Below are 19,726 nucleotides of genomic sequence, written 5' to 3'. Positions count from 1 at the left end.
CTGCCCTCAAATGAGGGCAGCCCGGTTTCTTGTGGTTAGGGATCAGTTGAAGACATTATTCCCCTAATATTTTCATGAACTCAGCACCAGTGATGGTCTCTTCGACCAGCAGATAATGGGAAAGCTCATGTAGCTTCTCGCTGTTTTCGTTCAATATGGCAATGGCTTTCTCATGTGCCTGCTTGATGATGTCCAATACTTCGCGGTCGACCTGCTCGGCCATCCCGGCGGAGACGTTTATGGAAGTGTCGCCGCCCAAATATTTGTTCGTCTGGGTTTCGATCTGCATCATGTCGAACGTGTCGCTCATCCCATAGCGCGTAATCATGGCGCGCGCCATCCGGGTCATCTGCTCAATATCGTTAGAGGCTCCGGTCGTGATGCTGCCGAAGACGATCTCTTCGGCGGCGCGGCCACCTGCCAAGGTGACGATTTTGTTGAACAGTTCCTGTTTCGTCATCAGCGATTTTTCGCCTTCTTCGATCTGCATCGTGTAGCCCAAAGCACCGGAAGTGCGCGGAATGATGGTGATCTTGTGGACCGGCGCGGATTCCGTCTGTTTGGCTGCGACCAGCGCATGACCGATTTCATGGTAAGATACGATTTCCTTTTCTTTCGGTGAAATGACCGCGTTCTTGCGTTGGTAACCGGCGATGACGGTTTCCACCGACTCTTCCAAATCACTTTGGGTGACGGCGTTGCGGCCTTCACGGACTGCTCGCAGGCCACCCTCGTTGATGATGTTCGCCAATTCGGCACCGGAAGCACCGGATGTGGCGCGGGCAATCGTATTGTAGTTGATGGAAGGATCCATCTTGTAGTTCGTTGCATGCACTTTCAGGATGGCTTCGCGTCCTGCCAAGTCCGGCAGTTCGACCGGTACGCGACGGTCAAAACGACCCGGGCGCAGTAGGGCAGCGTCAAGCGATTCCGGCCGGTTGGTGGCGGCCAGGAGGATGATGCCTTTATTGGCTTCGAAACCGTCCATTTCCGCCAGCAGTTGGTTCAAGGTCTGCTCACGCTCATCGTTACCCCCGCCGTAGCCGCCGTTATCGCGTTTCTTACCGATCGTGTCGATCTCGTCGATGAAGACGATACATGGGGCTTTTTCGTTGGCTTCCTTGAAGAGGTCGCGGACTTTGGCGGCGCCGCGTCCGACGAACATTTCGACGAATTCGGAACCGGATATGCTGAAGAACGGCACATCGGCTTCGCCTGCGACAGCGCGGGCCAAAAGGGTTTTACCAGTTCCTGGAGGTCCGACAAGCAGGATGCCTTTCGGATTCTTGGCACCGATATCCTGGTATTTTTTCGGTTGATGCAGGTAATCGACGACTTCGCTGAGTGCTTCTTTGGCTTCGTCCTGTCCGGCGACATCCTTGAATGTTTTCGAATCGCCTGCCTTCACGTAGACTTTGGCGTTCGACTTGCCGAATGACAAGGCGCCACTGGCTCCGCCGCCCATCCGTTTCGCCATCTGTTTGCCTAATAGGCTACCCAATCCCCAGAACAGCAGGAGCGGTAAGACCCAAGAAACCAAGATGGAAAGGATCGGGGAGGCTTCAGTCGGGATGTCCTTGCTGAAGGTCACATCGGCTTCTTCCAAGCGGGTGACGAGTGTCGGATCATCGATCAGGCCGGTCATGTAGACTTGTTTGTCGCCCGCGTCATCAGTCGCTACGAAGGTGATTTGGGTATCCTCCAGTTTGACCTCGGATACGTCACCCGCCGATACCTGGTTCAGGAACGTGCTGTAGGTCACTTCCTCCACGCTTCGGTTCATGTAGCTAGGCAACACGAAATAGTTCAAAAACATCAGGACGCTCAATGCCATCAACAAGTAATAGGCTGTCGTTCTGCGTTTATCGGGGTTTTCGTTATTCAAATTCAGATTCCATTTTCGATTGTTTTTATTTTTATCATCTGCCATTTATGTTTGTTCAATCCTCTCGTTGTTGTTCGTTCATTTCCTCTATCAGAAGCTGCAGTTCCTTGATGCCGGCAGAAATTTTTTCAAGCCGCTCTTCGGATACGCCTTCCATCAGCGAGCAGTATTTGCTTTCGATATCCTGCTCCATTTTCTGAAGGATCGCTTGGCCATTCGGAGTGAGTTTCAGCGTGATGAAACGCTCGTCGTCCGCGCGCCGCTCCCGCGTGAGATAACCTTGCTGTTCCAGTTTTTTGCAGATGGTGGAGACGTTGCCGTTGTTCATATCCATCACTTTCGCCAAACGGTTGAGTGACAGATCTTCGCTCAGCTTGATTTCCATCAAAATCCGCAATTGCAGCGGGGTGATGCAATAGTCTTTAGCGACCGGGCACGTCACGGTATCCTTGGAAACTTGGATGGTCCGCATCAGATCCCAGATCTCTTTTTTTAAAAAATCAATTTTCATTTTGAAATCCGCTCCTTTGCCGGATAATAGTTGTGATGTAAAACTATTCTAGTTCAAAAACATTATTCGTGCAAGCGGTTCAACTTACTCTTAAGTAAATCGTAAAGATTCATACCAAACAGGAATGTTGTGAACCTACTATAGAGCGCGCGTGTGAAGAAATCATGAAGATGCTTGAAATAATTTCATAAGAAATGTTTGCGGCGTGCTTCGCTCGTCGGAGGACGGCGTCCGGGAGGGGCTTCAGCTCCGACTAGGGGCCGCTGCCCGGAGGAGCACTCAAAAAATTGTCCCCACCTCCGGGGAAGCCCGTCTCCCCGGAGGAGAGCGCTCGGAATGCGGGGCGAACTCCGGTGAAGCCTGCGCTCACCAGAGGAAAAGACAAATCAGCCGATCCCCGGAAGACAGCGGTTGATCCGAAAATAAAGAAACGCACGCAAGCGTTCCAGGGAGATTTCCCCGCGCGCTTGCGTGCGTCAAAACATTCAGTTTGTGTAGTGCTGATAGAAATCCCGGAACTTATCGAGAGCCTCCCCGAGGAATCCGCGGCTGGTGGCGCAATTCAAACGGATATGGTTCCCATAATCCGCCACGAAGCGGCTTCCGGTCTCCACAAGGACACCCGTTTGCTGCGCCAATTCCAGGACGAACCGGTCGACATCTGTGACTTTGTTCAAACGGATCCAGACCAGAAAGCCTGAATCTGGCTGCATCCATTCCAGGTCCAAACCGGCCAACTGTTCTTCCATCAGAGCCATATTTCCCTTCAAGTAGGCAATCAAATCGTTATGCCAATCGCCCCCATGTTCATAGGCTGCAGAAATGAAGGCCATGCCGGCGCGATTGATGGTTATGTGGAAGCGGGCCAATTCGTGCTGGTAGGCTTGCCGCAACTCGGGATTCCGGATGATCACGTAGGAGGCCGTCAATCCCGACAAGTTGAAGGTTTTGTTCGGCGAACTGGCCACGATGATGTCTTCGTATTCATCCATGAACGAAATCAGCGAAATGAACGGTTTCTCCGTGAGGTTCAGTTCGCCATGGATTTCATCGGAAAGGATTATGACGCCGTGCTCTTTGCAGATTCGGACGACTTCCTGCAACTCTTCATAGGACCAGATCCGGCCGGAAGGATTATGCGGATTGCAGAAAAGCAGTGTCCCGACAGATTGAGACACGATTTCCTGTTCCATCCGCTTGGTGTCGATCCGGTAGGCGTCATCCGCCTCCAGCAGCGGAACGGTCACCATCCCGCCGAAATTCGTCGCGATATCCTTAAAGACGCCGTAGACCGGCGTCAGCATCATGATCGGCTGGCCTTTGCTGACAAGGTCGGCCGCGAAATGCATGGAAGCGATGGTCCCGTTCGCCGGAACGAGCCATTCCTTTTCGATCGGTGTCTTCAGCTTGTCCCGGTACCAGGCTTGGATCGTGTCGTAGAAGCTGTCCGGCACATCGAAATAACCGAAGTCCCCGGTCTCGACGAACGCATGGAAAGCCTGCAGCACCGCCGCGTCCTGACGGAAATCCATATCGGCGATGAAAAGGGGATAGACGTCCTCGCGCGCTGTTCTGAAACGCCGCTGGATATAATCCTTGTCCCATTTTTTTGATCCGTTCCCGCGCCTGTTCAATGGGTTATCAAATGTACGCAATACAATCCACTCTTTTCTGTAGATGATGAAATGATGTGTGTATACAACACCAGTATAAGGGCCTGGCGAGGGAATGACAAATGGAGAATGCTTCCTGTTGCCGCCACCGCTGTGTATAATGGAGCAGAGAGATTTTGTGATTACAAAAAAAGGACTGATGAACAGTATGAAAGCATATAAATATATCCAAACGCCGCTCGGGAAGTACTTGCTGGCCGAAAACGGCAAGGGCATCACGTTTCTGGAGCATGTTGCAATGGAATTGGATCCGCGGATCGAAAAGGAAATCGCGGCTGGAGAAATGTTGGAGGCGGACACACCTTTGTTGCTTGAAGGGGAACGCCAATTGCAGCAATATTTCAATGGTGAGCGTCAGGAATTCGAGCTGCCTTTGGATGCAGCCGGTACGCCTTTCCAATTGAAAGTGTGGGAAGCTTTGCGCCAAATTCCTTACGGCGAGACGCGTAGCTACAAGGAAATAGCCATCGCTGTCGAAAATCCGAAAGGCGTCCGCGCAATCGGCATGGCAAACAACCGCAACCCAATCTCGATCATCACCCCTTGCCACCGCGTCATCGGCACGAACGGCAAACTGGTTGGCTATGCCGGCGGGTTGCATCTGAAGGAATATTTGCTGAATCATGAGACAAAGGTTGCAATCGAGAAAGGTTTGATCAAAGCGGATATCTGAATCATTGGGAGAAGGGATTCTCAATTATGATGAATATTCTCAATAAGAGGATGATAAATGGGCATCCATGCTGTCGTAAAGGTAAAGGGAAAACGTCGCCATATAGTAATAAATTGAAATGAAATCCAGCAGAAACTAATCTGAAAATTCAGAAAAGAGCCAGGAACCTATTGTTCCCGGCTCTTTTTTCTTTGTGGAAATGCATATGATGTCTAAATGGAGCTAAAGAATGTTGGCGGTTAAGCGCGAAAAAAAACAAATATCCAATATCGTTAATTGTATCCGTTATCATCATAAGTTAAACCTATGATTCGGATAAAAATGATTGATTGGATATTTGGCTAGCCAGAAACTATACTTCAGATATCAAGTTGAGTAATGAGCAATCAATAGAACTGCAGTCTATAGGAACTTGTTACTATAAGGATTCAACTGGATAAATACAAATCCATGGATATATGAAAACGCAAACATTTGGAGGGACGATATGTTAAGAGAGCTACAATGCAGCATCTTTCGCGGTGGCACAAGCAAAGGTGCATTCGTAATGGAAGAAGATTTACCGGAAAACAAAGAGGAACGTGATCAGATCCTATTAAAAATCATGGGCAGCCCTGATCAACGCCAAATTGATGGTTTGGGTGGGGCAGTCTCCACAACCAGTAAAGTCGCCATAATTTCAAAAGAAACAACCGAAGATTGGGATGTCAATTATACATTTGCGCAAGTTCAAATCGATAAACCTTTTGTCTCCTATGCAGGGAACTGCGGGAACATTTCATCTGCAGTAGGAGTCTTCGCACTTGAAAATAATCTGGTGGATATTACCTCCCCAATCACGACTGTAAGAGTATATAATACAAACACAAAGAAAATCATTCACGAGCATATCCCCACGCCGAACGGAGAAATCACTTATGAAGGCGACTTCAGTATTTCAGGTGTTCCAGGAACTGGCTCGAAGATCGAATTGGAGTTTTTGAATCCGGAAGGTTCCTTCACCGGCAAACTGTTGCCGACAGGGCAAACCAAAGACGTGCTGAAAATTGCTGATTACGGAGAAGTCGAAGTATCGATTGTCGATGCAGCAAACCCGCTGGTGTATGTCAAAGCAGAAGCTATCGGTTTTGCAGGAACAGAGACGGCGGCCATGATTGACGCAGACCCGGCCAATCTGGTGCTGTTGGAAAAAATCAGGGGAGAAGCAGCAGTCAAAATGGGCTTGGCCGAAAATTGGGAAGCAGCCGCTACGGTGACGCCAGGAGTACCCAAAATGACGATCATATCATCAACACAGGATTTCATTACGGATAGCGGAAAAGAAATAAACGCTTCCGAATATGACCTTTCCATCCGGATGATGAGCATGCAAAAAGCCCACAAAACCATCGCTTTGACAGGGGCGTTGTGTACAGCCGCCGCCTGCGCGATTCCGGGCACCATCCCGAATGAAGTGCTGGGGAATGAAAATGTGAAGAATGAGCTTGTGCTTGGGCACAGCGACGGCATCATTTCGGTTGCCATGAAGTACAAAAATGAAAATGGGACGATAAAAATAGACTCCGTATCGAGTCACAGGACCGCGCGAAAAATCATGGTCGGTAAAGTCTACTACAAAGGATAGAAATAACACAAAGAATAGGAAGTGTTGAAATGTTAGCGTTGTTAGGCTATGGAATGATTATTACCTTCATGGTTTTGTTATTAACCAAGAAAATGTCACCTTTTGCAGCATTAATTTTAGTTCCCGTCGTTTTTGGTTTAGCTGCAGCATTTATAAGTGGAACACCACTTTTGGAAGTATTTGATTGGATTTTTGGAGGTTTGTATTACTCGCTGGATGAGAACAAGACACTTATCAGTAAAGGTGTGGCCCCAACGATTACATTATTGCTGTTCGCCATTCTTTACTTCTCGGTTATGTTGGACGTCGGTCTATTCGATCCCTTGGCTACGAAGATGATCAAATGGGCAAAAGGCGATCCAATGAAGATTTGTGTCGCAACTGGTGTTATCTCATTAATCGTGTCACTGGATGGTGACGGGACAACGACTGTTTTGATCGTAACAACAGCAGTTCTGACGCTTTTCAAGAAAATGAGGATGAACCAGCTCTACTTGGCGGTAATCATCGGTTTCTGTAACTCGGTAATGAACTTAGTCCCTTGGAGTGGCCCGATGGCGCGTGCCATGCCGGTGCTGAACTTGACACCGAAGGAATTCTTCGTACCCGTTATTCCGGGTATGATCGGCGCAACAATCCTGGCATTGTATATGTGCTACTACTACGGTAAAAAAGAGCGTGCTCGTCTGGGCTACGTTCAAGGCAGCGGCATCATCCATGACAGTGACTTGGAACACATCATTAAAGAAATCAACGAAAAAGATGCGTATTTGAAACGCCCTAAATTGATTTGGTTCAACTTTATTCTTACAGCGGCAATCATGACAATGTTGATCATGGACATCATCAATGGCGGTATCCTCTTCGTGCTTGGTACAGCCATCGCGTTGCTGGTCAACTACAGACAGTTGAATCTGCAGTCTTCCCGTCTGATCGCAAATGGTGGAGAAGCATTAGGTCCAGTAAGTTTGGTTTATGGAGCAGGTATCATCATGGGTGTTCTGAACGGCAGCGGCATGAGTGAAGCCATCGCACAACAAATGGCTGGCATGATTCCAGAAACTATGGGTGCCTACATTCCTTTCTTCCTGGCTTTGATTTCTTTACCTGGTTTGTTCTTCTTGCCAAATGACGCTTTCTACTTCGGTATCCTGCCGGTATTGGCACCAATCGCTTATCAATACGGTGCAACACCGACTGAAATCGGTGTCGCTTCCATGATGGGTCAAGCCATCCGTTTTGCAAGTCCATTAGTGGCCTTCCTTTATGTTTTGGTTGACAGAACAGAAGTCAGCTTTGGCGATTACTCAAAAGAATACCTGAAATGGGGTCTTCCAAGCTTTGTGATCCAAACAGTCATCGCCATTCTGATCGGTGCGATTCCGTTGCCTTTCTTGTTTAATTAATCATCAAACGACTTCCCGGCAAAGATCAATCAACGTTCTGATGTAAGGAGGCAGTTTTCGCCCTTTTCGGTAAGCCACAATCATATCGGCATAATGTGGCTTACCCTCGAAAGAGAAAAAGCGCGGGGCATTGCCGAATTTCAAGTGACGGATATGGGTCTCATTCAAAAAAGAGATGCCATATCCCGTCATCGTCAGGTTGACTGCTGTCTCGATATTCCGCGTATGCGTCACTTTATTGGGGACGAAATGGTGTTCCGCAAAAATCGCTTCGGCGATCTGGCCGGTGCGCTGATCGGGGAAATGCAGAATGAACCGATCCTTTTTGAACAAATGCAGATCAATGGAAGGGTAGCTGCTCTTCGGATTAGGCTTCCCTTGATTGATGCAAGGATGTCCTGAGGGCACAGCCAACAGGATCTCTTCCGATTTGATGATTTCAAAGTCCAAATTCAACGCGTGATGCGGCATATTCATGATTGCGATATCCGCTTCGCCGTTGTTTATTTTTTCTTCGACAACTTTGGAAGATTCTTCGAGCAATTCGACTTCGATATTTGGGTAGATTTCATTGAACTTCGGCAAGATATCCGGAGCCAGATAGGAGCCGCGCATGAATGGAATGGAAACGCGCAGACGGCCGATTTTGTTGTCCAATATATGGGCAGCTTCATCGTAAAAGTTTTCGCGCATGCGCAGAATCTCGATTCCGGCAGCCAAAAAACGTTCACCAAGGAAAGTCAGTTCGTATTTCTTTCCGATTTGATTGAAGACTGGAAATCCCAAGCGGGCCTGCATGTTTTTGATGTACATGCTCAATGAGGGCTGTGAGATGTAAAGAGACTCAGCTGCCCTTGTCAAACTGCCGCAGTCGTTAATCGCCTTCACGTATTCGATATCTTTCATTTCCATAGAATCATCCCCTTATCATAAGTTTTGGTTATGATATACATAAAAAATATATATTTCATTTATGTTTATTATAGGGATACAATCACGTTAAGTAAATACAAGAAATTAAAAATTGGAGAGGTACTATACTATGAACAGCAAGCAGAAATCAATCAAAACCATCAATACAAATGGGAAGGAGTATAAGTACTACGATCTGAAATCACTGGAAAATGGACAAGTGGCGATCGCCAAATTGCCATATTCCATCCGTGTCTTGCTGGAAAACTTGTTGCGACAAGAGGACGGCAAAGTCATCACTGAACAACACGTCCTGTCCTTAGCCAACTGGAAACCTGTAAACGAAGTGAAAACTGAGATCCCCTTCAAACCATCCCGTGTCATTCTGCAGGATTTGACAGGCGGAGCGGCGATTGTGGATTTGGCGGCCCTGCGTTATGTGACCGATAAATTGGGCAAAGATTCGGCAATCATCAATCCGGACATACCGGTGGATTTGGTCATTGACCATTCTGTTCAAGTCGACTACTCCGGATTCAATGATGCCTTCAGAATGAATGCGGAAATTGAATTCGATCGGAACCGCGAGCGTTACGAATTCTTCAGCTGGGCGGAAAAATCATTTGATTCCTTCAGTGTCGTGCCGCCAGCAACAGGAATCGTCCATCAGGTGAACTTGGAATACCTGGCGGATGTCGTCAAGGAAGCCGAAACCGATGGGGAAACCATCCTCTACCCGGATACTTTGGTAGGAACCGATTCACACACGACCATGATCAACGCTTTGGGTGTCCTTGGTTGGGGCGTCGGCGGTATCGAAGCGGAGGCAGGCATGTTGGGTCAACCGTGCTACCTGCAGATGCCGGATGTCGTTGGCGTACGCTTCACAGGCAAACTGCAAAATGGGGCAACGGCAACTGACTTGGCTTTAAAAATGACCCAAGTGTTGCGTGAGCAAAAAGTAGTCGGGAAATTCGTCGAATATTTCGGCGACGGCCTGAAAAACCTGACGATCGCCGACAGATCTGTCATTGCCAACATGGCGCCGGAATACGGTGCGACCTGCGGCTTCTTCCCGGTTGATGACGAAACATTGGGCTATCTGCGCTTCACTGGTAGGGAAGATGCGAAAGTCGACAGGATCGAAGCCTACGTCAAAGCGAACAACCTTTACTACAATGATGCAATCGAACCAGAGTACTCCGAACTGATCGAAATCGACCTTTCAACAGTGGAACCAAGCTTGGCCGGTCCGAAAAGACCGCAGGACTTAGTGAAACTGTCCGATGTCAGCCAGAAATTCAAAGAGGCATACGCCGCGCCGATGGGAAATCAAGGCTACGGGTTGGATGCAGCCGATATCGACCATAAAGTTACCATCACTTATGAAGACGGCTATCAAGAAGAAATGGAAAACGGAGCCGTATCGATCGCAGCCATCACAAGCTGTACGAATACTAGCAACCCGTACCTGATGCTCAGCGCGGCTTTGTTGGCAAAAAATGCGGTTGAAAAAGGCCTGTCAGTCAAACGCTACGTCAAAACATCCATGTCGCCGGGATCGAAAGTGACGGCGCGCTATTATGAAAAATCGGGCTTATTGCCTTATCTGGAAGCGTTGGGCTTCAATATCATCGGCTACGGCTGCATGACTTGTGTGGGCAACTCCGGACCGCTGAGACCGGAAGTCAGCGAAGCGGCCAAAGAGGGCAACATCCTGCTTTCGGCTGTATTGAGCGGTAACCGCAACTTCGAAGGACGCATCCATGCGGAAGTGAAAGCTGGCTACCTGGCAGCGCCGCACTTGGTCATCGCCTATGCTTTAGCAGGAAATGTCAAAGTGAATCTGGCCACTGACCCGATCGGTACAGACAAAGAAGGCCAGCCTGTCTATTTCAAGGACATTTTACCGAGCAACGAAGAAGTCCAAAAAGTTGTGAATGAATCGGTTCTGGCGGATATGTTCAAAGAAGAATATCGTTCTGTATTCGATTCAAACGACTTGTGGAACAAAATTGAATCTGCAGATAAACCAGTCTACGATTGGGATGCCGATTCGACCTATATCGCAAATCCGCCATACTTCGAAAACTTCCAATTGGAAACAGAGCCGATTACGACCCTGAAAGGATTGCGCGTTTTAGGGAGATTCCAGGATTCGATCACAACCGACCATATTTCACCTGTCGGGGCGATCGCAATGAAGTCTCCTGCCGGAAAATATCTGATGGAGCATGGCGTGAAACCGAAAGATTTCAACTCATACGGAAGCCGAAGAGGACACCATGAAGTGATGGTGCGCGGTACCTTCTCGAATATCCGCCTGAGAAATGCTTTGGCTGACGGACTGGAGGGTGGATTCACCAAATACATCCCGACCAATGAAATCATGCCGATTTTCGATGCCAGCGTGAAATATAAAGAAGATGGCACGGGATTGGTCATCCTGGCCGGCGACGACTATGGGATGGGATCTTCCCGTGACTGGGCGGCAAAAGGCGCCAGACTGTTGGGCGTCGATGCGGTCATCGCGAAAAGTTTCGAACGGATCCACCGCTCCAACCTGATCATGGTGGGTGCGCTTCCACTGGAATTTCTGAAAGGCGAAGATGCGGACACGCTGGGATTGACCGGCTTGGAAGAGTACGCGATCGCAATCACGGATGAGGTAAAACCGAATGAAGTGATCACTGTGACAGCGCAAGCTGCGGATGGAACGGAAAAAACATTCCAAGCAATCGCAAGGCTGGATTCTGAAATCGAAATCGACTACTACCGCAACAAAGGGATTTTGCCGATGGTGCTCAGAAACAAGATCAAATAAGCTTTTCTTAACATGCTATTCCGAGTAATCGATAAATAGAAGGAGCCGGCCCCGACTCCGGCTTCCAGAATACGCAAAAAGCAGGCCCGTAACAGCCTGCTTTTTGCGTATTAAACTGAAAAAGAGGCAACCTCAAAAAAAATGAGGTTGCCTCTTTTGTCATTCCACATACATAGATAATTTCTTCTCGATACGTGTCTGGAAAGCAGCGAAGACGCTGCAGACCGCCCAGTAGATGAGCGCGACCAGGATGTACATGGTCATATAATCGAACTCGCGGCCGCCGACAATCTTGGCGTTCTGGAACATTTCCGGAACGGTAATCATCGCCGCCAAAGACGAGCCTTTGATCAGGTCCAAAAGCACATTGCTCATCGGCGGGATGGCGATCCGCAGCGCTTGCGGCACGATCACTTTCCGCATGATGAACGACCACTTCAGCCCCAGCGCATAAGCCGCTTCCCATTGACCGTGATTGACGGAATTCAATGATGAGCGGATGATTTCCGCGCTGTAGGCGGCTGAACTCATGCTGAAGCCGATGATGGCCGCCGTAACTGCAGTGAATTGGATGCCGATGAACGGAAAGCCGAAGTAAAGTAGGAACAAAATGACCAAAGTAGGGGTTCCCCTCATGAAGGAGATGTAGAGCCGCGCTAGCCAGCGTAGTGGTTTCAACTTGGCCAACTGCAGCATCGCAAGAACAAAGCCAAGCAGCGTGCCATTCACCATGCTGGTCAACGCGATTCCAAGTGTATAGCCCATCCCTTTCAGGACGTACGGAAGGCTTTCTAGAGCCAACTCCGGATTGAAGATATACTGCCATTGGATGCCTGACATGTCTTGCCCACCTTTCTGTTCTACGTATTTACTTCATGTTTCTATTCTACGTCGCTTACATCAATCACAGGGAAATCATATTCGATCTGTACGGTTACGTCCGCGCCGTCGTAGAACTGTTTCGACAATTCCGCCAAAGTGCCGTCAGCACGCATTTCGTCCAATGCTTCGTTGAATTTTTCGGTCAATTCGTCGTTGCCTTTTTTGATGGAGAAATTAGTTTCGGATGGGTTGTAGAAAATGTCATGCACTTTTACCGGGATATCCGGCAAAGCGGCAGTCGCCAGTTTTTGTGCGTAGTAGTCGTTCAGGATAACGTCGGTCCGTCCGTTCGCAACGTCCGAAAGGTACATATCGTTTGTCGCGTTGTCGTAGATTTTTTCTTCCGCGCCGAAGTAACGCGCGACTTTCATGTAAGTCGTCGTTGCCGCACCGGCAGCGATTTTGCCTTTCAAATCTTCCAGCGTTTCGATGCCGGAATTATCGGATTCACGGACAACCATGGCACCGAATGAATATTTGTATGGAGTTGTGTAATTGTATTTGTCGGCATTTTCGCCATTGCGGTCGATCCCGAATGCTGCAACATCCACTGCGCCGCTGTTGACGGAAGTAAGCATACCGTCCACGCCCATTTCTGTGAATTCCACTTCCACGCCGATGCGCTCAGCGATTTCACGGAGGATTTCCACCTCGTAACCGGTCAATTCGTCGGTTTCTTTGTCGTGATAAGAATTAGGGTAAAGCGTTCCGGAAGTGGCTGCCTTCAAAACCCCGGCTTCCTCGATCTTGTCCCATGCTGTTTCTGAATCAGTTAATACTGCTGTATCAGTAGCGCTGCTGTCGGCAGTTTCGCCGCTCCCGCAGGCCGCCAAAGTCAAACCTAGTAATGCTGTCAAACCGCCAAATAAAACTCTCTTTTTCTTTACCATCCGTGAAACCTCTCCTTTTTCCTCGAATAAGAACTAGACATAAGATAGCACGTATCAGGGATGAAAGCAACCGTTTTATCTATAAAAATAATACAGTTTTAAAAACTGTTATAAATCATTTTCATCGGAAAGATTGAACAAAATGAACATGTCTTGTTATGTGGTTCCGAACATTCGCTTGGGATGTTGGTACAGTTCGCAAAACAGATTGTGAAGTGGGGAACAGCCTTCGCAATATGCAACGAAAGTTACTGAAAACAAAAAATGTTTAGGATTGTCCGATTACCGGGAAGAATCGGACAAGCGGAACAAGCTATATAGCGGTGTTGTCTGATAACCGCGAAGAATCGGACAACCAGAATATGATCCAGCACCGCATGCAAAACAAAAACCCGGATCGGCATCAAACACCAATCCGGGTCCATTAAGTTTGTCTATCAAATCGTGTTTTTCTTAACGCACCCCGCGCACATTTTCGGCATCGAAACTGAACAGGATGCCATTACCCGGCACATCCAGTTGCATCTGCTCGACGATGGCGGTTTCCACCGCCGGAGCGACAGCGGAGGTGACGAGGTTCATGATGATGTCTTTGCCGGCATCCACTTCGATCCCGAACACTTTTCGGCATTTTTCTGCGAAGGCTCCGGTACCGTGGAAGAGGGTGCCGCCGCGTGCGCCTGCCGCTGCTGCAGCTTCGACGACTTCGTCTCCCAATCCTGCGGCGACGAGCGTGAAGAAAACTTCGTGATCGGCCAGCAGATGGGCTTCCTGTTCATCCATGTGCAGGCGTTCGCCGTGAGTGCCCAGCAGATGCGAAACCGGACTCGTGAAGAGGATGCCGCGATTCGGCAACTCGAAATGGAAGAGTGAGCTGATGTGTTCGATGGCAGGCTGCGTTTTTTCACGAGCGCAGACCATAAAGAGGATCTCTTTTTTTACTTCATGAAAACCGATTGTGCGCAATAAAGTGCTGGAAACCGTGCCGGAACCATGCATGATGGTTCCTCCGGTGATGCCGCATTTCTTCGCTTCCTCAAGCACCCGGCTGGCTTTGCCGATGTTGACGACGACAAAAATGACGTCGTAGAATTTTGTGTTTTCAACTTGTTTGGTCATTTAAAGACCCTCCTTTACACTATTGCGCTGGTAGATGGCGCCTAGCAATTGCAGCGAGATGATCGGCATCATCGCCACCATTGCGATCATCCCGAAGCCTTCCAAGAGCACGTTGGCATCCGGCGTGATTTCCGCGACACCTTGGATGAACGCCAGGATGAAAGTGGCCGTCATCGGCCCGGAAGCGACGCCGCCCGCATCAAAGGCTATCCCGACGAACAACTTCGGGACTTTGTAGGAGAGGGCGAGGATGATCAGATAGCCGGGGACAAGATAGTGCCACAGTTGCAGCCAAGGGATGAGCACACGCACGACCGACAAGAGGACGGCGAGCCCGACTCCGATGGACAGGAATCCCAGTACAATACCGCGCTTTACATACCCTGTTGTAACATCTTCTATTTGATGCGTCAATACATATACCGCAGGTTCCGCCAAAATGACCAATACCCCCAGCACAAAACCGACGATCAGGACCGGAATGGAACTGTCCATCCCAGCGATCAGCATGCCGAGCTTGCGCCCGACTTCCATGAAACCGGCATTCACGCCGGTCAGGAAAAGGACCAGTCCGACGAACAGATAAGCCATCCCCAAGAAAATTCGGCGGAATGCGCGTTTCGAAAGCTTCTCATCAGCGAAAAAAACATGATTGAGCACGAATATGATCAATATAGGCGAAACGGCCAACAGGATTTCGCCCGCGATTTTCGGCAGTTCGTGCAGGAATGGCGCAAGCCAGTGGGTCACCGTAGCTGAGCTTGTAGGCATCGATCCCGAGAGCGGTTCGTCGGAACGGACGAATAAACCCAGGATTAATACGGCCAGAATGGCGCCGGCTGAGGCGATCCCCACCAAGCCGAAGCTGTCCTCTTCCGCTGATTGCGTCCGCCGGTTCAGGGAGGCGACCCCGACAGCCAGCGCCAACATGAAGGGCACGGTCAAAGCGCCGGTAGTCGATCCCGATGCATCAAAAGCGATGGCGAACAGGTCGTTCGTGCTGAAGTAAGCCAAGCCGAAGATGGCAAGGTAGAGGAACGTGAACGTCTTGTTCAGCGGATAGCGGTAAACGATCCGGAACAATCCAATCGTCAGCATCACGGCGATGCCGACGGAAACGACAAGCAGGAGCATATTCTTCGGATACATGCCGTTCGTGACCTCGGAAACCTGCGCCGCCAAAATATGCAGATCCGGCTCCGCAATCGAGATGAAGAAACCGAGTACAAGCCCCATTCCAAGCACGTATTTCATGCTGCCGCTGCGGGCCAAGCCTTTCCCGAGGAATTTCCCGATCGGCGTGATGCCGATGTCCACTCCGAAAAGGAAGATGGATAAGCCGATGATGATGAGCAGCGCCCCGAACAGGAACCGCTGCAGGTCAATCGTCTCGAGCGGAGTCAAAGTAAAGTGGAGCAGGACGACCAGCAGCGTGATCGGCATCACCGACTGCATGACTTCCCTTAATTTTTCTGTAAATATACGCATAGATTCAATCCTTTCATATTGATGTTATAATGTTGAAGAGTAATATCCATACATAAAACATAACATGCCAACTATTAAATAGGAAGTGAAACGGACTATTTTGTAGCGGATCAGGCAATATAGTTATTCTTCCAGAAAATTCTGCTGGCTCCGCCGGCCGCAAGAGCCAGTCGTTTTATTTTGACGGAAGCGCCCCAAAGCATTAGAATAAAGGAAACAATAGGGTTTCAAGAAGGATGATTATGATGAACATAAAAAACAAAAGCCTGCTGAAGACTGCCGTTTTGGCTGGCGCGGCGGCCTATCTTCATCTCCAAAACACGTGGATCCAGAAGACCGAGTACACGATTCCGGTAAAGAACCTTGCGCCGGAAAACGAAGGGCTGAAGATCGTTCAGATTTCCGATCTCCATCTGCCGAAAGAGAAAATCGATCTGAACAAGCTGGTCAGCATGACCAAAGAAGCGGATCCGGACTTCATTTTCCTGACTGGCGACCAGATCCAAGGCAATGATACCTTTGACCCATCGGTTGTGGAAAAACTGTTCCGGAAATTGGCGGCGATCGCGCCGACCTATGCCATCAACGGCAACCATGACCGTCATTCGCCGATGTTCCAGATTGCGTTGGATCTGTACAAGAAAACAGGGATCCGCTATCTGGACGATGAAGCGATCAGTGTCCTTGCAAAGGGACGAAAGCCTGTCGTGATCATGGGATTGAGCGACAAAAGCTCGGCCATCCAAAAAATCACGAAAGACTTCCTGAAGAAGATCCGGCTGAGAAAAGATTGGCAAGGCCAAACGCGCCTTCTGCTGGCACATCGACCTGAATATTTCCTGAAGTACCATATCGATCCGGAAAAATCAGCTGACATCACGTTTGCCGGCCATGCGCACGGCGGCCAGATCCGCATCCCTAGACTGGGCGGACTATATGCACCGGGACAAGGAAGGATGCCGCAGCATACTGATGGGGTATATTTGTTGCCCACGGACCCGGAAAAGAAACTGGTCGTCAGCCGCGGTCTCGGCGGATCCTCTTTCCCGTTCCGCATCAACAACCGTCCGGAGTTGATTGTCGTGACTCTGACGAACGGCTCCCTTTCAGAAATCTTGTAGACGCACCCGTTTTGATTTTCTGAAAGTGGAGAGGGAAAATTTTTCCCTCAGGTTTGTTATGAAAGCGCATTAATAATTTTTGTATTTCTGACGGAATTGCGTTACACTTAAGGTAATAAGTAGAAGGAGCGTGGATTATCATGGTAAAGAGCGCAATGGATAGAATGCCTTTGAATGACGGTTTTACAATCCCCGGTATTGGATACGGCACATGGGGCGTGAGTAATGATGAAGCTGAGGAGTTAGTCTTCATGGCCATCATGCGCGGATTCCGCCTGATTGATACAGGCAGCATGTACGAAAATGAAGTCGGCGTAGGCCGCGGTATCCATAAAGCCATCAACGCAGGAATTTCCAGAGATGATATTTTTGTCGTGACCAAACTCGGTAAAGACGATATGGGATATGAAAAAGCATCAGATGCTATCCGTGCCAGCTACGATCGTCTCGGACTAAAATACATCGACCTGTTCCTGATCCACTTCCCAAACCCTGACGAAGGCGTGACAGCAGCAACTTGGAAAGCCCTTGAGGAAGCCAAGGATTCCGGAATCGTCCGCAGCATCGGTGTCTCCAACTTCATGCGCGGAGACCTGAAGGACTTGTTGGAGAATTCCCGCATCAAACCAGTCGTGAACCAATTGGAGATCAATCCGTTCAATCTCATGGAGGAAGTGGACGATTTCGGCTACGACAACAACATCATGACGATGGCTTACAGTCCATTGGCTAAGGGCAGAGTATTGGATGACGGAAAAGTCATGAAAATCGCTGAAAAATACAACAAAACGCCGGCTCAGATCGTATTGAAATGGGCCGTGCAGCGCGACATCATTCCGATTCCGAAAACGAAGGATGCCGACCGCATGAAAGATAATCTTGATCTGTTCGACTTCACCTTGACGGATGAGGAATTGGAGAGAATCACCCGCATCAAGAAAGACAGCAACTTCGTGAAGGGGCACCAAGACCACAACCTCGGCAAGAGAATCGGGGTCGACACCCATAACATCAAGTGATGCCAATCAAATTAAAGCTGGGGGCTTCCGGGTCTCCAGCTTTTTTTTGGATGTGAACATTGTTTAAAAAAAGGACGTGCTGAATGCAAAATTTCTACAAGAAAAATGAATTGTTTTTTGCTCTGATCTGGATTGCCGTCTATGTCTTAAGCATCAGCGCCGCCGATGGGCTGTCCGAAGAGATCGGGATCCTGAAAGTGATCACGTTACCTGTGGCGCTAGTGTTGAGTTTCTTTCTTTACGGATGGATCCGGAAGAACAAGCTGCAACAGTACTACGGGCTACGGCGGATCACATCTATCGATTTCCGTAAGTATCTGTATTTTTTGCCGCTGCTGGTCCTGTCGACAGCCAATTTTTGGAACGGCGCCGTCTTTGAACATTCTTTCCTTGAAACGGCCTTATTCATTGCCAGTATGCTGTTCATCGGATTCCTTGAGGAAGTCATCTTCAGGGGCTTTCTGTTTAAAGCCTTATCCAGGAAAAGCATCCGCTCGGCAACGCTCATCTCCAGCGTCACATTTGGGATGGGCCATATCGTAAACCTGCTGAACGGGGCGGATTTTCTTCCGACGTTGCTGCAGATCGGTTACGCGAGCGCAATCGGTTTCCTTTTTACGGTACTGTTCATAAAGACAAAAAGCTTGTGGCCGGGCATTATTGCGCACGCATTCATCAACGCAACGAGCCTCTTTGCAGTGGAAGGAAATGGATCCGTCCAGCTCGTCAGCAGCCTCGTGATGGTGTTCATATCTGTGGGATATGCGTTATATCTCTCGCGGGTCGTTACTGAGAACTAGAGGTAGTGTTACTGTGTGGCTGCCTGGAAAATGATATAATGGCTGTAAATATGCAGAACAAGGGTGGATTATATGAATTTTTATTATGACGAAGAAGCAATCCGCTATCTGAAGGCCAAAGATCCGATCTTGGCGGATATCATCGACCGGATCGGGCCGATCGAAAGGCCGATCGATGCGGATCTCTTTTCGGCGCTCATCAACAATATCGTCGGCCAGCAGATTTCGATGAAGGCCCAGGAAACCGTCTGGAAAAGGATGCTTGCCGCTTTCGGGGCAATCACACCGGAGAATCTTTGCCGAGTGAGCGTCGAAGAAATCCAGCAGTGCGGTTTGTCGACCCGCAAAGCGACCTATATCCGTGAAGCAGCTGAAAAAGTCCTTTCCGGCGAATGCAATCTGGAGGCGCTGAAGGACATGAACGATGAAGAAGTCATCGCCGAACTGTCGCAACTGCGCGGCATCGGCAAATGGACAGCCGAGATGCTGCTGATCTTTTCGATGGGGCGTCAGGATGTGCTGAGCTGGGATGACCTCGCCATTCATCGCGGACTGCGGATGGTGTACCATCACCGCAAAATCACGAAGCCATTGTTCCAAAAATACAAACGGCGTTACGCGCCGTACGGTTCGATCGCGAGCCTCTATCTGTGGGAAGTGTCCGTCGGCGTCCTACCGGATCTGAAGGACTACGCGCCGCTGTCGGAAGCCGAAAAGAAGAAACGACTGAAGCAGCGCCAAGAGCTGAAACGGGCGGAAAAGCAACTGCTATAAATATGAGGAGAGCATCCCAGCTGCATCGGGATGCTTTTTTCTTTTCTGATGCGGTTTGTGCCCTAAAAAGGTGGTATCGCTAAGCAATCCGACCCCGATTAGTGTAGAATAGGGATAGAATGTTC

Annotated in this window: 16 protein-coding genes; 8 read left to right on the top strand and 8 right to left on the bottom strand. The window is 49.1% G+C overall.

The window, feature by feature from the left end; translation table 11 throughout:
* Window positions 1–55: 55 nt before the first annotated feature.
* The 3 genes from ftsH to BM184_RS09520 all read right to left on the bottom strand — a co-directional run bounded on the left by ftsH (window position 56) and on the right by BM184_RS09520 (window position 4,051).
* Entirely contained in the window at window positions 56–1,930 is a 1,875-nt protein-coding gene (gene ftsH / locus BM184_RS09530) for an ATP-dependent zinc metalloprotease FtsH (protein ID WP_086943611.1), read from the bottom strand.
* A gap of 10 nt (window positions 1,931–1,940) precedes the next feature.
* Window positions 1,941–2,396 carry a MarR family winged helix-turn-helix transcriptional regulator gene (locus BM184_RS09525; protein ID WP_086628598.1) on the bottom strand — a complete coding sequence of 152 codons (456 nt, stop codon included), beginning with the start codon at window positions 2,394–2,396 and terminating at the stop codon, window positions 1,941–1,943.
* Between the two features lie 485 nt (window positions 2,397–2,881).
* Entirely contained in the window at window positions 2,882–4,051 is a 1,170-nt protein-coding gene (locus BM184_RS09520) for a MalY/PatB family protein (RefSeq protein WP_177208617.1), read from the bottom strand.
* Between the two features lie 136 nt (window positions 4,052–4,187).
* Between BM184_RS09520 and BM184_RS09515 the strand changes: the two genes are divergently transcribed.
* From BM184_RS09515 to BM184_RS09505, 3 genes are all read left to right on the top strand, one after another.
* Window positions 4,188–4,742 (top strand): methylated-DNA--[protein]-cysteine S-methyltransferase, encoded by a 555-nt coding sequence (locus BM184_RS09515; RefSeq protein ID WP_281252522.1) that lies wholly within the window; start codon window positions 4,188–4,190, stop codon window positions 4,740–4,742.
* A gap of 487 nt (window positions 4,743–5,229) precedes the next feature.
* Window positions 5,230–6,366: a 2-methylaconitate cis-trans isomerase PrpF family protein gene (locus tag BM184_RS09510; protein WP_086943613.1), complete on the top strand. Its 1,137-nt coding sequence runs from the start codon at window positions 5,230–5,232 to the stop codon at window positions 6,364–6,366.
* A gap of 29 nt (window positions 6,367–6,395) precedes the next feature.
* The gene (locus BM184_RS09505) at window positions 6,396–7,772 is read left to right on the top strand and encodes a CitMHS family transporter (RefSeq protein WP_086943614.1); all 1,377 of its coding nucleotides are present in this window, start codon (window positions 6,396–6,398) and stop codon (window positions 7,770–7,772) included.
* 3 nt (window positions 7,773–7,775) lie between these two features.
* On the opposite strand, the gene BM184_RS09500 is transcribed toward BM184_RS09505, so the two are convergent.
* Entirely contained in the window at window positions 7,776–8,684 is a 909-nt protein-coding gene (locus tag BM184_RS09500) for a LysR family transcriptional regulator (protein ID WP_086943615.1), read from the bottom strand.
* Window positions 8,685–8,814: 130 nt separating this feature from the next.
* Between BM184_RS09500 and acnA the strand changes: the two genes are divergently transcribed.
* Complete coding sequence (gene acnA, locus BM184_RS09495; RefSeq protein ID WP_086943616.1) at window positions 8,815–11,508, top strand: aconitate hydratase AcnA; 2,694 nt, start codon at window positions 8,815–8,817, stop codon at window positions 11,506–11,508.
* A 159-nt stretch (window positions 11,509–11,667) separates the two neighbouring features.
* Here acnA and BM184_RS09490 read toward each other — a convergent pair whose 3' ends face one another.
* The 4 genes from BM184_RS09490 to BM184_RS09475 form a co-directional block, all read right to left on the bottom strand.
* Window positions 11,668–12,348, bottom strand: a complete 681-nt coding sequence (locus BM184_RS09490; RefSeq protein WP_086628605.1) for an amino acid ABC transporter permease — start codon at window positions 12,346–12,348, stop codon at window positions 11,668–11,670.
* 41 nt (window positions 12,349–12,389) lie between these two features.
* Window positions 12,390–13,280, bottom strand: coding sequence for a transporter substrate-binding domain-containing protein (locus BM184_RS09485; RefSeq protein WP_086628606.1), 891 nt, complete (start codon window positions 13,278–13,280; stop codon window positions 12,390–12,392).
* Window positions 13,281–13,733: 453 nt separating this feature from the next.
* The gene (locus tag BM184_RS09480) at window positions 13,734–14,399 is read right to left on the bottom strand and encodes a P-II family nitrogen regulator (RefSeq protein ID WP_086628607.1); all 666 of its coding nucleotides are present in this window, start codon (window positions 14,397–14,399) and stop codon (window positions 13,734–13,736) included.
* Window positions 14,400–15,887, bottom strand: a complete 1,488-nt coding sequence (locus tag BM184_RS09475) for a DUF1538 domain-containing protein (protein WP_086943617.1) — start codon at window positions 15,885–15,887, stop codon at window positions 14,400–14,402.
* Between the two features lie 242 nt (window positions 15,888–16,129).
* Between BM184_RS09475 and BM184_RS09470 the strand changes: the two genes are divergently transcribed.
* From BM184_RS09470 to BM184_RS09455, 4 genes are all read left to right on the top strand, one after another.
* Window positions 16,130–17,008 (top strand): metallophosphoesterase, encoded by an 879-nt coding sequence (locus BM184_RS09470; protein ID WP_177208616.1) that lies wholly within the window; start codon window positions 16,130–16,132, stop codon window positions 17,006–17,008.
* A 140-nt stretch (window positions 17,009–17,148) separates the two neighbouring features.
* Window positions 17,149–18,027, top strand: a complete 879-nt coding sequence (locus BM184_RS09465) for an aldo/keto reductase (protein ID WP_086943619.1) — start codon at window positions 17,149–17,151, stop codon at window positions 18,025–18,027.
* 83 nt (window positions 18,028–18,110) lie between these two features.
* On the top strand, window positions 18,111–18,827 hold the full coding sequence (locus BM184_RS09460; protein ID WP_086943620.1) for a CPBP family intramembrane glutamic endopeptidase: 717 nt from the start codon (window positions 18,111–18,113) through the stop codon (window positions 18,825–18,827).
* Window positions 18,828–18,899: 72 nt separating this feature from the next.
* On the top strand, window positions 18,900–19,601 hold the full coding sequence (locus BM184_RS09455) for a DNA-3-methyladenine glycosylase family protein (protein ID WP_086943621.1): 702 nt from the start codon (window positions 18,900–18,902) through the stop codon (window positions 19,599–19,601).
* Window positions 19,602–19,726: the final 125 nt, after the last annotated feature.

The sequence above is a fragment of the Trichococcus pasteurii genome (assembly GCF_900112935.1).
GTDB classification, from domain to species: domain Bacteria; phylum Bacillota; class Bacilli; order Lactobacillales; family Aerococcaceae; genus Trichococcus; species Trichococcus pasteurii.
This window is presented reverse-complemented; position numbering and strand designations above follow the sequence as displayed.